The organism is Candidatus Poriferisocius sp. (genome assembly GCF_965214065.1).
Taxonomy (GTDB): domain Bacteria; phylum Actinomycetota; class Acidimicrobiia; order Acidimicrobiales; family Bin134; genus Poriferisocius.
The window spans coordinates 716,716-730,693 of record NZ_CBDCAT010000028.1; the positions used below are offsets into that span (position 1 = coordinate 716,716).

General features: G+C 65.4%; 16 protein-coding genes, 2 tRNA genes and 1 riboswitch. Of the genes, 10 read left to right on the top strand and 8 right to left on the bottom strand.

From position 1 onward, the window contains the following. Positions 1-70 precede the first annotated feature (70 nt). From lgt to ACOOGG_RS14785, 9 genes are all read left to right on the top strand, one after another. Positions 71-910, top strand: coding sequence for a prolipoprotein diacylglyceryl transferase (gene lgt / locus ACOOGG_RS14745; protein WP_420436363.1), 840 nt, complete (start codon positions 71-73; stop codon positions 908-910). A 64-nt stretch (positions 911-974) separates the two neighbouring features. Beyond that, positions 975-2,141: a DEAD/DEAH box helicase gene (locus ACOOGG_RS14750; protein WP_420436365.1), complete on the top strand. Its 1,167-nt coding sequence runs from the start codon at positions 975-977 to the stop codon at positions 2,139-2,141. Positions 2,142-2,193: 52 nt separating this feature from the next. Further along, positions 2,194-2,337, top strand: a riboswitch (SAM-I-IV-variant riboswitch). Positions 2,338-2,388: 51 nt separating this feature from the next. Continuing rightward, positions 2,389-3,645 carry a homoserine O-acetyltransferase MetX gene (gene metX, locus ACOOGG_RS14755; protein WP_420436367.1) on the top strand — a complete coding sequence of 419 codons (1,257 nt, stop codon included), beginning with the start codon at positions 2,389-2,391 and terminating at the stop codon, positions 3,643-3,645. Continuing rightward, the gene (locus ACOOGG_RS14760; protein WP_420436369.1) at positions 3,635-4,870 is read left to right on the top strand and encodes a trans-sulfuration enzyme family protein; all 1,236 of its coding nucleotides are present in this window, start codon (positions 3,635-3,637) and stop codon (positions 4,868-4,870) included. The genes metX and ACOOGG_RS14760 overlap by 11 nt, the downstream gene beginning before the upstream one ends. A gap of 41 nt (positions 4,871-4,911) precedes the next feature. After that, a complete protein-coding gene (locus ACOOGG_RS14765; protein WP_420437621.1) occupies positions 4,912-5,697 on the top strand; it encodes a DNA-formamidopyrimidine glycosylase family protein in 786 nt (261 codons plus the stop codon). Positions 5,698-5,738: 41 nt separating this feature from the next. Next, complete coding sequence (locus ACOOGG_RS14770; protein ID WP_420436371.1) at positions 5,739-6,056, top strand: hypothetical protein; 318 nt, start codon at positions 5,739-5,741, stop codon at positions 6,054-6,056. Next, positions 6,056-6,283, top strand: coding sequence for a hypothetical protein (locus ACOOGG_RS14775; protein WP_420436373.1), 228 nt, complete (start codon positions 6,056-6,058; stop codon positions 6,281-6,283). Before ACOOGG_RS14770 ends, ACOOGG_RS14775 begins: the two co-directional genes overlap by 1 nt. Before the next feature lie 9 nt (positions 6,284-6,292). Further along, positions 6,293-6,895: a DUF4202 domain-containing protein gene (locus ACOOGG_RS14780; protein WP_420436375.1), complete on the top strand. Its 603-nt coding sequence runs from the start codon at positions 6,293-6,295 to the stop codon at positions 6,893-6,895. Between the two features lie 61 nt (positions 6,896-6,956). Continuing rightward, a tRNA-Gly gene (locus tag ACOOGG_RS14785) sits at positions 6,957-7,032 on the top strand. A 135-nt stretch (positions 7,033-7,167) separates the two neighbouring features. On the opposite strand, the gene ACOOGG_RS14790 is transcribed toward ACOOGG_RS14785, so the two are convergent. Genes ACOOGG_RS14790 through ACOOGG_RS14810 form a run of 5 tightly spaced genes read right to left on the bottom strand, consistent with a single transcriptional unit; the run spans position 7,168 to position 10,735 of the window. Further along, positions 7,168-8,097, bottom strand: coding sequence for a hypothetical protein (locus ACOOGG_RS14790; RefSeq protein WP_420436377.1), 930 nt, complete (start codon positions 8,095-8,097; stop codon positions 7,168-7,170). 5 nt (positions 8,098-8,102) lie between these two features. Next, a complete protein-coding gene (locus ACOOGG_RS14795; RefSeq protein WP_420436379.1) occupies positions 8,103-9,080 on the bottom strand; it encodes an LLM class flavin-dependent oxidoreductase in 978 nt (325 codons plus the stop codon). A gap of 10 nt (positions 9,081-9,090) precedes the next feature. Further along, positions 9,091-10,041: a DUF7065 domain-containing protein gene (locus ACOOGG_RS14800; RefSeq protein ID WP_420436381.1), complete on the bottom strand. Its 951-nt coding sequence runs from the start codon at positions 10,039-10,041 to the stop codon at positions 9,091-9,093. A 28-nt stretch (positions 10,042-10,069) separates the two neighbouring features. Then, entirely contained in the window at positions 10,070-10,471 is a 402-nt protein-coding gene (locus ACOOGG_RS14805; protein ID WP_420436383.1) for a type II toxin-antitoxin system VapC family toxin, read from the bottom strand. Between the two features lie 3 nt (positions 10,472-10,474). After that, complete coding sequence (locus ACOOGG_RS14810; protein ID WP_420436385.1) at positions 10,475-10,735, bottom strand: type II toxin-antitoxin system Phd/YefM family antitoxin; 261 nt, start codon at positions 10,733-10,735, stop codon at positions 10,475-10,477. A 135-nt stretch (positions 10,736-10,870) separates the two neighbouring features. Here ACOOGG_RS14810 and ACOOGG_RS14815 point away from each other — a divergent pair. Next, positions 10,871-10,947, top strand: a tRNA-Cys gene (locus ACOOGG_RS14815). A 221-nt stretch (positions 10,948-11,168) separates the two neighbouring features. Here the strand turns inward: ACOOGG_RS14815 and ACOOGG_RS14820 are convergent. The 3 genes from ACOOGG_RS14820 to ACOOGG_RS14830 all read right to left on the bottom strand — a co-directional run bounded on the left by ACOOGG_RS14820 (position 11,169) and on the right by ACOOGG_RS14830 (position 13,924). Next, positions 11,169-12,686, bottom strand: a complete 1,518-nt coding sequence (locus ACOOGG_RS14820; protein ID WP_420436387.1) for a copper resistance CopC/CopD family protein — start codon at positions 12,684-12,686, stop codon at positions 11,169-11,171. Positions 12,687-12,954: 268 nt separating this feature from the next. Then, positions 12,955-13,197, bottom strand: a complete 243-nt coding sequence (locus ACOOGG_RS14825; protein WP_420436389.1) for an integrase core domain-containing protein — start codon at positions 13,195-13,197, stop codon at positions 12,955-12,957. A 40-nt stretch (positions 13,198-13,237) separates the two neighbouring features. Further along, on the bottom strand, positions 13,238-13,924 hold the full coding sequence (locus ACOOGG_RS14830; RefSeq protein ID WP_420436391.1) for an alpha/beta hydrolase: 687 nt from the start codon (positions 13,922-13,924) through the stop codon (positions 13,238-13,240). Between the last annotated feature and the right edge of the window lie 54 nt (positions 13,925-13,978).

Here is a 13,978-nt window from a genome sequence, read left to right on the forward strand (position 1 = left end):
CCGGACCCCCCTGAGTGTGAGTACAGCTCTGATGGGCCGCTTTTCGGGTTGGACATGGCAGAGTAGGGCAGTGATATTGACCTCGATTCCCAGTCCGGGCTCCGACAGCCTGGAGATCGGCTCTTTGGACCTGCGGGCATACGGCCTGATGATCGCCCTCGGCGTGTTGGCCGCAGCCTGGCTATTCCACCGACGGTTCACCGAGCGGGGTCATTCTTCCGATCTGGCCAGCTCGGTCACCGTGTGGGCGGTGATCGCCGGTTTGGTCGGCGCCCGGATCTATCACGTGATCACCGATTGGAAGACCTACGAGGGCAACTGGGGCGAGGCGTGGCAGATCTGGGAGGGAGGCCTGGGCATCCCCGGCGCGGTCATCACCGCCGCGGCGGTCATGTGGGTGTACGCCCGACAAAAGGGCATCCCCATGTCGGACATCGCTGATTCGATGGCCCCCGCCCTCCCATTGGGCCAGGCCATCGGACGGTGGGGGAACTGGTTCAACCAGGAGTTGTTCGGACGTCCGACAGATCTGCCGTGGGCTCTGGAGATCGATCCTGGCCCAGCTTCACGAGCTGGCTACCCAAATGACGACACCTTCCATCCCACGTTCTTGTACGAGTGCATCTGGAACCTGGCGCTTGTCGGGGTTCTGCTGTGGGTGGGCAAGCGCTTCTCCCTGAAGCCCGGCCGCCTGTTCGGGCTGTACGTGTTGGGGTATGCGCTGGGTCGGCTGTGGATCGAGACCATCCGGGTGGACTTCGCCAGCGAGCTGGCCGGGGTGCGGGTCAACATCTGGGTGATGCTGGCTCTGATCATCGGCTCGGTGACCTATTTGCTGTGGGGCCGAGGTGACGACGTCGAATCCGTGTCAGACGATACGGAGTCTGAAAACATCTCTTTGGAGTCATAAACCCGGTATCCTTTAAGAGCGGGCTGACGAAACCTTCCGCTTCCTTCCGCAGCCCGGACCATAGATGACAGAAGAATTCCGCTTTTTGGGCGTGGCTGCTGATCTGGCGGCATCGCTCAAAGAACGGGGCATCCAAGCTCCGTTCCCCATTCAAACCCTTACCATCCCCGACGGACTCGCCGGCCGGGACGTGTGCGGCAAAGCCAAGACCGGGTCGGGCAAGACGCTGGCCTTCGGCCTGCCCATGGTGGAGAACCTCTCCCATGCCGACTCCCACTGGGTGCGCGGCCTGATCCTGGTTCCCACCCGGGAGCTGGCCGTACAGGTGGCTAAGGAACTGCGCCCGCTGGCCCGGTGCCGCCAGCTCGACCTGGCCCCGGTCTACGGCGGGGCGCCCATTGAAGCTCAGATCGAAAAGATCGAGGCTGGTCTGGACATCATCGTGGCCACCCCCGGACGGCTCATCGACCTGATCGACCGAAAAGCGCTCTCGGTGGCCAAGCTGGAGATCGTGGTGGTCGACGAGGCCGATCGCATGGCCGACATGGGGTTCTTGCCCCAGGTGGAGTGGATTCTTCGCCACGTGGAGTCCCGCCACCAGACCTTGCTTTTCTCGGCCACCCTAGACGGGGCGGTGGACGCCCTGGTGCGGCGCTACCAGAGCGATCCGGTGCGCCACGAGGTGCAGTCCAAGCAGGTGACGGTGGACGAGATGCAGCATCGGTTCGTGGCCGTCCATGAGATGGACAAGGTCAAGGTGGCTGCCGCCATCATCCGGGCCTCCAACCGTGCGCTGGTGTTCTCTGCCACCCGTCACGGATGTGACCGGCTCAGCCGCAAGCTCAAGTCGGAGAATGTGCGGGCCGAGCCCATCCATGGCGACCTCCGCCAAAAGGCGCGGGAGCACTCGCTGGCCCGGTTCGCGTCCGGTCAGATCCAGGCGCTGGTGGCCACCGACGTGGCCGCCCGGGGACTGCACATCGACGATGTGGACGTGGTGATCCACTTCGATCCGCCGCCCGACCATAAGACCTATATCCACCGCTCGGGGCGCACCGCCCGGGCCGGGGAGACGGGCATGGCCGTCACCTTGTCGCTGTGGAACGAGGAGCTTGAGGTCAAGCGGCTTCAGCGTCGGCTGTCGTTGGACGTCCCCATCGTGGAGATGTTCTCCAACGACGATCGGCTCGACGCCCTCGACCGATGGGATCCGGTGGCCGAGGCCGTCTGATCCCTCAATCCATAAAAGGTTGAGCCTGAGTTCTGTGCCCCGCTACCCTGTAGGAGTACATCGAGAGCGGCTTTCCGCCCGAGCCACCATGCTCGGGCGGTTGGTCCAGCAACCTGGGAGGGACCCCCAAGGTGCTCGCCCGCGCCAGCGGGAGATGTGGTCTCCGGCCAATCCGGAGACAACCAAGTGTCCGTGCTTATCCGCTACGGCAAAAGTGGCCCTCCCATAAACAGACGAAGGGAGGACCATGCCGGCAGACGAGAACCTCAGCCGCGAGCAGCTTCCTTTCGCGGAGTCAGCCGATAGCGAGAGCCCTGCGCCCCATCCTCGGGGCTACAGCGCCGATTTGCCGGTGACCGGGGCGTGGCTGTCCGGCGATCCTCCCGGCAACCGCCAGTTCTTCGCCCTCGACCGTCCCCATACCTTCGTGCTGGAGGGCGGCAAAGCGCTGCGGGGGGTGACCGTGGCCTACGAAACCTGGGGGCAGCTGGCCTCAGACGGATCCAACGCGGTGCTCATCTGCCACGCCCTGACCGGCGACTCCCATGTGTCGGGTGACGCCGGCCACGGCCATCCCACCCCCGGCTGGTGGGGAGAGATGGTCGGGCCGGGCAAGGCCCTCGATACCGATGAGTTGTTCGTGGTGTGCGCCAACGTGTTGGGCGGCTGCCAGGGCACCACCGGACCGGCGTCGCCCAACCCCGAAACCGGCCAGCCCTACGGCTCGTCGTTCCCCACGGTGACCGTGCGCGACATCGTGCGCTCTCAGCGCCGGCTGGCCGACCATCTTGGCGTCAGGCGGTGGCTGACGGTGGTGGGGGGCTCCATGGGGGCAATGCAGGCCCTTGAGTGGGGGGTCATGTTCCCCGACCGAGTGGGTTCGGTGTGCTCGCTGGCCGGCTGCATGGCGGCCAGCGCCCAGCAGATCGGCTGGTCGGCGGTGGGCCGCACCGCCTTGGCGCTGGACCCCAACTGGCGAGGGGGCGACTACTACGACAGCCCGTCCGGCCAAGGCCCCCATGCCGGACTGGCCATCGCCCGGTCGCTGGCCCAGATCACCTACCGATCCGACGAGGTGTTCGAAGACCGCTTCGGCCGGGAGCTGTTCGATATCCATTCGGTGTACGGCCCGTGGGACCGGTTCCAAGTGGAGTCATACCTCGACTACCACGGGGAGAAACTGGTCCGGCGGTTCGACGCCAACACCTATCTGGTGCTCAACCGGGTGATGGACCTGCACGACATCGGCCGGGACCGGGGCGGCATTGCCGCGGCGGTCTCCCGGATTACCTCGCCAGTGCTCTCGCTGAGCATCACCAGCGACACGCTGTACCCGCCCCGCCAGCAAGTCGAGCTCCACGATGCGGTGGTGGCGGCCGGCGGGCGGTGCGTGTACTCCCTGGTGGACAGTCCTCACGGCCACGACGGGTTCTTGTTGGAAGTCGAGGCGGTGGGCCAGGCCATCAAGGACTTTCTGGAGAAGGTGGGCAGCAGTGTCGCCTGAGGCGAGTTGGGACGAGGCAGTCAACAGCCAACAAGCCGTGGCCGCGCCCGATCCTGCGGGGTTCACCCACCCCGACACCCTGGCCGTGTTGGCCGGCCGTCGCTCGGGCGGAGCCGAGTTGGCCCCATCGCTTCACCCCACCACCACGTTCCGCATACCGTCGCTTGAGGCCGGGCGGCGCATGGCGCTGGATGCCAACGAGAGCCACTATTACACCCGCAACGGCAATCCCACTGTGGCGGCCTTCGAGGAGGCCATGGCCGAACTGGAGGGGGCTGAGTCCTCCCGAGCCTTCGCGTCGGGGATGGGCGCGGTGAGCTGCGTGATCCTGGGCCTGTGCTCGGCGGGCGACCACATCGTGGCCCAGCGCCAGCTCTATTCCGGCACCCAGTTCCTGCTCCAGGCGGTGTGCCCCCGCTTCGGGATCGACGTGACTTTTGTCGACGGCACCGAGCCGGGGGCATTCCAAGCCGCGGTGCGGCCGGGCCGGACCATGCTGGTGTTCACCGAGACCCCGGCCAACCCCCGGCTCGACTTGGTCGACTTGGAGGAGCTGGGCGCCATTCGGGGTCCGCTGAAAGCGGTGGACGCCACTTTCGCCCCGCCGAGCATCACCCGGCCGCTGGACTATGGCGTTGACCTGAGCATCCACTCGGCCACCAAGGGCCTGGGCGGCCACAACGACGCCACTCTCGGAGTGGTGTCGGGCAGCGCCGATCTGATCGCATCGCTGTGGGCGTTCGCCATCTTGCAGGGGGCCAACGCCGCCCCGTTCGACGCCATGAACGGATTGCGGGGCCTGCGCACTCTCGGGGTTCGCCTCGAGCGCCAGAGCGCAACAGCCCAGCGGCTGGCTGAGGCGCTGTCGGACCACCCTGGGGTTGACACAGTGCGCTACCCCGGTCTGGTCTCCCACCCCCAACACGAGCTGGCCAAGCGGCAGATGCGCATGTTCGGCGGGCTGTTGGCCTTCGACCTTGCCGGCGGGCACGGGGCGGGGGAGCGGTTCGTCGAAGCGGTGAGGCTGGCCCAGATCGCCACATCGCTGGGCGGCCCTGAAACCCTGGTCACCCACTCGGCATCCACCACCCATGCCGGGTTGACTCCCCAGGAGTTGGCGGCAGCCGGGATCGGGCCGGGCACTATCCGGGTCTCGGTGGGCCTGGAGCACAGCGACGATGTAATAGCCGACCTGCTGCACGCCGCCGACAAGGCCACTGCCTGAGATCGCTTGGGACGCCGAGGTCGATTTCACTGCCTGAGATCATCGAGGTCGAGTACTACCGCCGCGCCGCCGCGGCCACCGTGGGCCGCACCGTCTCTCTCGTCGATGCCCCCGATGGCTGGTTCATCAAAGGGGGCGCTGATGCCGCCGCGCTGAGCCTGGCGTTGGAAGGCCGGACCGTCGCCGGAGTGCGCCGGATCGGAAAGCTCCTGATGATGGACTTCGGCGGCCCCGACAAACAGACAGGCGCCATGTTGGGCCTTCGGTTCGGCATGACCGGCAGGCTGGTTGTGGACGGCCACGCGGTCATCGAGAAACTGGAGTATTCCAGTGCCCGAGAAGTTCCCGAGTGGCGGCGGTTCGAACTGGACTTCGCCGACGGGGGGACCCTGGCCGTCATCGATCCCCGGCGCTTGGGCGGGGTGGAGTTGGATCCCGACGACACTCGGCTCGGCCCCGACGCCTTCGGGCTGACCGCGGATCAATTGGCTTCGGCGCTGGAAGCCAGCCGAACCGCGCTGAAAGCCCGGTTGCTCGACCAGCGGCGAGTGGCCGGGCTGGGCAACCTGCTGGTGGACGAGATCTTGTGGCGCATTGGGCTGGACCCGGCCCGGGAGGCGGGCTCGCTGAGCGGGGCCGAACAGGACGAGCTGGCCGAGGCGATCCGCTCCACGGTTGCCGAGCTGGCTGGGCGGGGAGGATCGCACACCGGCGACCTCCACCTGGCCCGAGTACGGGGCGGATCGTGCCCCCGCGACGGCGAGTTGTTGAATCGGCGTGCCATCGGCGGGCGCACCACCTACTCCTGCCCGAAACATCAACGGTGAACGGACCCGCGGCGGCAATATGCCGCGCGAGACTGGACACCGTGGGTGCTCGTGGTCGATCTGCGAACCGGTTGCTGGCCTATGGCTTGATCCTGGCGCTGTTGTGGGGGGCTGCCGCATGGGGGTCAGCGGCAGCGGCCTCCGGACTGTCTGATCCGGTGGCCCAAGAGCAACCGGCCGAACCCCCGTCGCCGTCTGATTCCGACGACGAGGTTCGGCTGGTTATGGCCCTGTTGATCGCAGTGGCCGTGATTGCCCTGTTGGGCACGCTGGTCTACTGGGTGCGCACCGGCGACAGCCCTCGGCTGGGTGGCGGCGATTCGTCGGACACCCCAGAGCCAGAAGATACGCTCAGTTGATGGCCGACGAATTGGACGTGGAGGCGATGATCAAACGGTTCCGGGAGCGGGCCGAAGCGGTGAGGAGCCGCCCCCTGCCGCCGGTGGGCGGTGAGGAGCGGACGCTATTCATTCGCCGGGCCCAGGAGGACTTCCAGGATTTCGCCATCATCGGCGACGCGGTTGGCGTTATCGAAGACGGCTTTTTGGTCCTGCGGGTGGACCTGCGCCCGCCCGCTGACTCTTGATCGACGCAAATGGGAATTGACGCCACTGGCCAAAGCTCGAAGCTGGGCGCCGCTCTGGCCACCATCGACGAGGCCAACGCCGACGATCCCCACACCATCGCGGTGGATGGGGTGGCTCGGCCCAAGGAACTGGCCCACGCCGAGCTGATGACCGATTGGGTGCGGCGCCTCGATCCCGACGCCGACGACGCCCAGCTGGTGGCCGCCCGAGCCCACCACCTGAGGCGTTGGATTCTGGCTCGATCCGACTACCCCAAGGGCCGGGCCGGCTACCTGCGGTGGCGAACCGCCCAGGCCAAGCGCCACGCCGCCGAGGTGGCCGAAATCGTCACCGCAGTGGGGTATGACCACGACTTCGCGGCCGACGTGTCGGCTATCGTGGCCAAGAAGGGCCTGAGCACCGACCCCCGGGTGCAGACCCACGAGGACGCCCTGTGCCTGGTGTTTCTGCAAACCCAGCTTGGCGATCTGGCCGACAAGTTGGGCGACGACCACATGGCCGAAGTCCTGGCCAAGACCCTGGTCAAGATGAGCCCCGCCGCGGTCCTAATAGCCCAAGAATTAGACTTGGGCGACCGGGCCGCGGCCCTGCTTGAGGCGGCCAAGGGCTGATTCCGGCGTTGGCCTATTGCAATGGGTGTCTTGTTGGCTGCTTGCTATGCTGGGCAGCCCTGCGGATGTAGCTCAGTTGGTAGAGCGACACCTTGCCAAGGTGTAGGTCGCCGGTTCGAGCCCGGTCATCCGCTCCAGGTTGTGGGTTTGGGCTCTGTTTGTGTTTGTAGCTCAGTTAGTAGAGCACGATCACGTTGGCCAAGGTGTAGGTCGCCGGTTCGAGCCCGGTCATCCGCTCCAGGTCGGTGGTTTATGTCAAGCGTTTGCGCTGATCAGGAAGTCGCGAACCCGTATGCCTCTGGCGGCGTGGCCTCAGGGTCTTTGAACAGCACCACTCGGCAGGGCTCCGCGTCCAACCCCTTCGGGCACTGGATCACTGGCCACGGCACCCCGGTGCGCTCCATCGGGACCACAAAGTGCATCACCGCCACATGGGTGCGGTAGATGGGGGCGGGGCCCTGTCCGAAGGTGAGCGGGTGGTCCTCGGCGACCACGGCCAGATCCAGGTTCTCCCCGTAGCAGCCGTCGGACACCTGGCGCCCGCACGTACCGCACGGGTGAAGAGTGATTGTGAAGGCATCGTCGGTCTCAGTCACGGTGATGTCGGCGAAGTTGCCCTTCTGCATGGCGGCCCACTGGCGCACCCGCACTTCGGCCGGTCGGGCCACATCGTGGGGCATCCACCCCAGCAGGGTCTCCTCGCCGGAGAACCTGATGCTCTCCTCCAGCACATCGGGCCCCCAAGCCCGATATACCTGCGACAGCACCGACGCCACCCGGTCGCGCTCCACATCGTGGATCCGGCGGTAGCTCGCCTCCAAGGCGTCGAAGGCGGCCAAGGCCGCTTCGGGGTCGCTGTCGGCGATGAGGTGGACAATGGCGTCGGCCCGGTCGGTCTGATGGCGGCCTGCGACATCTTCGTAGGTCAATCCGTGCAGCAGGGCCGATCGATAGGCGTCGTCGGCTGAGACCACCTGCGCCAAGCCCTCGATACCGTAGCGATCGGCGACGAAGCGCTGGGTGGTGGCGATCCACGCCCCGAACCCGTCGATGAAGTTCCGGTAGGCCCGGTCGATGCGCCGGAACACCTCGACGGCGGTTTCCGGCCCATCGGCGAGCGCCTCCACCAGATCGGCCCGGGGCGGCTGGCTGAGCTTGGCCAGCTCTTCTGTGCTCAGCAGTCGCTCGCCAGCCTCACCCATCGCCGCTATCCATCGGCAGCCAGCAGGGGCATGACCTTGTTCTTGGTCAGCTCCAGGCTCTCCCAGCCGATGGCCGGGTCGATGCCGCCCACCAGCGGGTGCAGCATGGCGCTGCCCTTGTCCCGCACCAGCTGCGCGCACTGCTCGGGGGTGAGCACATCCCACTGCCCGCTGGCGGCCAGCCCGGCCACGTCATCGGCATCGACCGCGGTGAGGTTGTGGTGGTCGTCGTATTGCCAGCTGTTGTACAGCCCGGCGTCGTACAGGGCATGGCGCTCGATGGCCGCCCAGGTGCGCTCTGGGTCCTCGGTGACCATCACCATCGACGGGCCGTCGGGCACGATGGCAAAGGGGGTCTCATAGCCCAACCGGGCCGCTTCCTTGTAGTAGAGGTCGGCCAGCGACTGGTCGGGAGTAGAGGGGGAGAAGGGGAGGCCAAGTCGGGCCGCCCGCAGGGCCGAGGCCTGCACAGAGCCGCCCACCATCAACACTGGATGGGGCTCGGTCACCGGCTTGGGTGTGACCCAGATGGTGCGGCCCTCATGCTCGAACGGCTCGCCCGACCAGCACTTCAAGATGAGCTTGATGGCCTCCTCGGTGTCGCGCCCCCGGCGGGTGCGGTCTTTGCCGAACATGTCGAACTCGAACTCCCGGTAGGCCACCCCCATGGTCACTGACAGGCGCCCCGGCGCCATCAGGTCGATGGCCGCGATGTCCTCTGCAATTCGGATGGGGTCGTGGAACGGCAGCAGCAGTGCCGAGATGGCCACCATGATGTTGTCGGTGCGGGCCAATGCGGCGCTGGCCAAAACCAGCGGGGAGGCCATGAACCCGTCGTCGGCACCGTGGTGCTCCGACACGATGACGGTGGAAATGCCGTTGTCGTCGCACCACGACACCATGTCCAGGTATTCGCGGTGCAGCTGGGCATGGGTCACATCGGCGAACGGGGGAACTCGCAGCTCGAATCTGGCGGTGAACATGGCGCAGAGACTACTGGCGGAGGCTGCGGCGGTTGCGGGACCACTGGTCGGGGCGCCAGCAGTCCTGGTCTTCGCCCCAGCCGGTACCACCGTCAAAGTCCCAGGCGGTGGTGCTCACCCAGGTGAGCATCTTGGGGTAGGGGTTGAAGATGATGCGGCTCACCGGAGTTCCCACGGCCCGCAGCTCTCGGCCCAACTCGTCGGTGGCCTCTATCTCGAAGGCGGTGGCGTAGCCGTGCTCGGAATCGCGCTCCACCCGCCGCCGGCCGCTGGTGATGTCGGCCCGCACCCCGTCGCGCAGGTAGTAGCCTGCGTTGATCGGGTCGCTGTCTTCAGAGGGCAGCGAGTAGCACAGAAAGGCGCTCTGGCCTGACGCAGTGGCGAATGAGTAGCCGATGCGAAAGCCCCGCAGGTCGCTTCGAGGCCCCCACGACCGGTCCCGCATGGCGCAGCAGTCCACGTCGATCTCCTCGCCGTGGAGGCGGAAGCTCCCGGTGACCCGGCCAGGCTGGTCGATGTGGCTGGCGATGGTGAACGGCGGCTCGCCCCGGGTGAACACATGGGGCGGGGTGAGGGCGTCGAAGCGCAGCTCGGCCTCGAAAATGTCGCCCCGGCGGTAGCGGTAGCCCAGCTCGTAGCTGGTGAGCGGATCGATCGCCTTCACCCGCATCCCGGTGGGCAGCACTGCATCTCGCAGGTCGAGTCCGTCGGGCAGTGGGATGCTGTGGTTGTAGTCGAAGAACGGCACCTCCCACGGCAGATACGCAGTGTGGTCCCACACCATGGCCCCGCCCCCGGCGATGCCCAGGTTGGGGCGGATCCAGGTGTACAGATAGCCCATCATGTTGCGCTCGGGGACGCAGAAGGCGTACCAGCAGGTCTCGGTCTCCCACGGATCATCAGAAGGGGGGTGGAAGTTGTCGTCCTCCGGCCCGATCAGGGCGTCCTCAGCTGCTCCCATGCGGTGGCTCCTCTGTTGGTCAGCCTGACTAGTCGAAGGGGTTGAGCATCGCAACATCGAGCAGTTCGAAGTAGCGGGTGTTCCGGGTGACAACGGTAAGCCTGTGGACTACGGCAACGGAGGCGATCAGAGCATCCTGGATCAGGTGGTCTGCTTGTTGGTGCATGAGCCGGGCCCATTGTCGAAACGCGGCTGCGTCCATTGGCAAGACGTCGTAGGCATCAAGCACTTGTTCCAGCCAGTTCTCAATCTCTTCTGCTTTGGCCGGGTCTTGCTCGCGTGTGATTTCGATGCCTGCCTGGATCTCGCCGATTGTGACTGACGACAGATGGAGGTGGTCGGCGGGAATGCCTTGTATCCAGTTCAACACCGACTGGTGTGGGCGAGCCCGGCGCAACTCGGAGACGACGTTGGTGTCGAGGAGGTACATGCGCTAGTCGAATGACAATGGTAATCGTTGGCGGAGTCTTTGCCGCGGCGGAACCAGCGTTTCGGTGCGGGCATCTGAGGCAAGCAGCAATTCCTTGAGGTTCGGCTTGGCCCGGCCCACCAGCTGGCGCCACTGGTCAATGGGAATCACTACTGCGGTCTCCACCCCCCGTTTGGTGACGATCTGGGGACCCTCGGCAAGGCTGGTTTCCAGCAACTCGCTGAACCGGGCCTTCGCGTCCTGCACCGGCCAAACCCTCTCCATGCTGCCTCCAATGAAGTGACACCGCTAACTAGTCTGAACACTAGTCAGTATATATCTGATTCGGTAAATCCCCATATGGAATGGCCAACCCGATCCCGTACACTGTCAACGCTGGCTGCTCCGGCAGCCAGGCACGCGTCGGTGCCCGAGTGGACTAAGGGAGTGGCCTGCAAAGCCATGATTCACGGGTTCAAATCCCGTCCGGCGCTCCAATTGGTCGTTATATCGATAGGACTCTAGATGTGATCGCATTAGGCCGGATCGGCCGGTTTGGGCGGGGTTTTGGGGTTCTTGGGCGTTGTTTGGGGGTGCTGGGGGCCGTTTAGGATTGGTCACGCTGAACCGCCCCGCATCGGCCTCGTCACCGAGAATCCGACGGCTTCGCCTACACCTTCTTCGGCGACCTCTGCCCAAACAAGATGCTTTACATGGACTAGACCGGAGATGCGGCCACTAGAAAGGCGGTGATGACGCCAACGCATCCCAATGCGATGGCCTCGACCACCGCATTTCTTCTCAGACGCCGATGAGTTTCAGCCGCACCGGGCCGGTTGACCGCGGGGATCAGCCTCCAGCGGTTGTGGGCCCCGATGCCCGCGGCCACCGCGACGAGAGCGATCTTGGCCAGCAGCAGCCGTCCCCATGGGGTGGACCAGAGATCGGTGAATTTGTCCAAAACCAGGAACGCCATGACCGAGCCGCCCACGCCCGCGACCACGAGCGCGATGGCGGCCATTCGTGAGAATCGCGTCAATGGCCTGACAAAGTCAGCCCCCCGGCGGTGGCGGCGCCATAGGAGGTCGGCCAGCAAGGCCACACCACAGCTCCAAATTGCGGCCGCGCTGACATGGGACGCGCTGGCCAAGGCATGCAGCCATCTCGGCCCCTCAGTCACCGTGTGGCCATCGAAGACATACGAGCCCACGACGAGCACACCACCGGCGAACGCACCCGCAGCAGTGGGAATGCGTCCTGGATGCTTAGCCATGTGATACAGCGCGACGGCAACGAGAAGTCCGCCCGCCATCCGCAGGCCGGCGGCTGCACCAAAATTCGACCAGACGGCATCGGCAACCGATTCCGGTGACCAGAATGCCGCCCATTCGCGTTCAACCACGGCGGCTCGATTGAGCGATGCGACGACTGTGCTGGCCGCGAGCAGGTACCCGAAGACTACGACCCAATTCCGCGCCCGGTTCCAGTCGAGCGGTTCGCCGCGCACGATGAATGCCATGAACGCCAGTCCGCCCACAATCCCCAATGTCGACAACACGGTCAGGATTCGTGCTGCATCTGCCAAGCGCTGCTGCCCTTTAGTTGCTCCGGAGCGCCGGGATGTGGACAACGCCGTGCTGCGATCGGCTGCGCCGCGTTCCGTCCCTTTGGCGGTGAAGGAAGAATGCGCGGTGTCCGTGGCCTCCGGGGAAAGGCTGGCTGTGGTGTCTGCTTGCGGCGTGGAGGGGATCTCGGAGACGCTGGGCGAGGCAGTTGGGCTCGAGGAGGGCTCGTGGTGCTCTGGTGTCGGCGATCCGACGGATTCCGATGACTGGGCATCGGGCACTTCTGGCGTGCCGGCAGATGGCACGGGCGAGCGTTCGGCCTCGAAAAGGGCTATTGCGAAAGCGAATGCTCCCTCGATGAAGTGCCCATCAGCGGCTGCCGCCCTCCAATATACCTCGAATCTCCCGGTTCCCAGCGGTGTCTCATAGCGGAGGACCCAGGTCTGCCCATCGGCAGAGTCAACTGCATCGGGTGTGTATTGGAGCCCTAGCTCATTGACTACCAACAGATCGTCGGCAACCAACTCGATCGAGCGAGTAAACGTTAGGGAGATTTCGGAAACCGGCTGGTCGACGAGGTCTCCGTGTGACGGCTGGGATGACTCGAATTCGGTATGAGCGGCAACCGGGGCCGCTGTGGCAGCCGTCGCCGCCACTGCACCGATGAACACCAGGAACAGGGAGGCAGAAACGCGCCTGGCAATTCCAAGTGATCGGGTGATGCCACTAGATTCTATCGCTTGCAAATGAGGGCACTGGGCTTCATCTTCTCTCAAGTGGAGCACCCCGAAAATCGTTCGGGTAGGCCCTGGTCAGGCAAGGTGGCTAGGTCCCAGCCAGAGGGCTTGATAGGTAACGCGTGCTTGTAGCAGTGGCGCGAAACTCTCGATCCCCCCGATGAAGCCTTCTGGGCTTCCCCCCGTTGGCTGGACACTTGGTTTATGCGGCTTGGTCTAATCGTTGTCGGTGGTGTTCCTCCCATTCTGTCGGTGTTCGGTAGTCGAGGGTCGAGTGGATCCGGCGTGTGTTGTAGCGGCCGATCCAGGCGAAGACCTCGCGGCGGGCCTGGTCTCGGCTGGAGAACCGGGTCTGTGAGACGAACTCTCTTTTGAGGGATGAGAAGAACGACTCGACGACGCTTATTTCCCAGCATTTTGCCACCGGCCTTGCGGATTGGCTCATGCCGTGGCGGGTCAGAGCCGAGGCGAATGCGGTGGCTCCTCTATTGGTTGGCGTGCTCGGCGAACCGGACCGGTATCCAGTCGGCGAGCGTAGCGGCGATCTCATCGGCCACCGAGGCCAGCCCGTGGTCGGCCTCGGGGTACACGATCAGCTCGCCGCCTCCCGCCAGTGCCCGCACCGCCTCACTGGCGTGTACCGGCAAGATCTGGTCTTGGCCTCCATGTAGCAACAGCAGGGGAGTGCCCCCCAGGGCCGCCGCGTTCTCGCACCCAGCCGACTGGGTGGCCAGCCCCACCACCCCCGCCGTGTGTTCTCCCAGAGCGATCCCAGCCTGCACCGCCACCGCCCCTCCAAATGAGTGCCCCATGAAGATGAATCGCCGCGCCTGCTCCCGAGCGGCCAGATCGGCCGCCGCGGCCGCATCCAGCAAGCAGCGCTCGATGATCCCTGGCCGCCGATAATGCACCCGGATCACCGCAATGTCTTCCGCAGCCAAGTTCTCACCCAGCCGCAGATAAAGCGCCCGGGCCGGCCCCAACAGCCCCCCAATGGCCCCGCCCAATGTCACCACCACATCGGTAGCGTCGGTCGGTCCGTGCCAGAGCAGAGTCAACAGCCCGTCAGGGCAATACACCTCCAAGTGGCGCAACCCCCGACTCGCCTCCGCCTCCACAATCCCCATCACGTCCAACAGCTCCAGTGGAGATCGGGTCCCGCCGTCAGCCATGCACGAAACCATAAACCCCTGTGTGGTCCCGCCAGCCCAATCCCGTGCACTGTC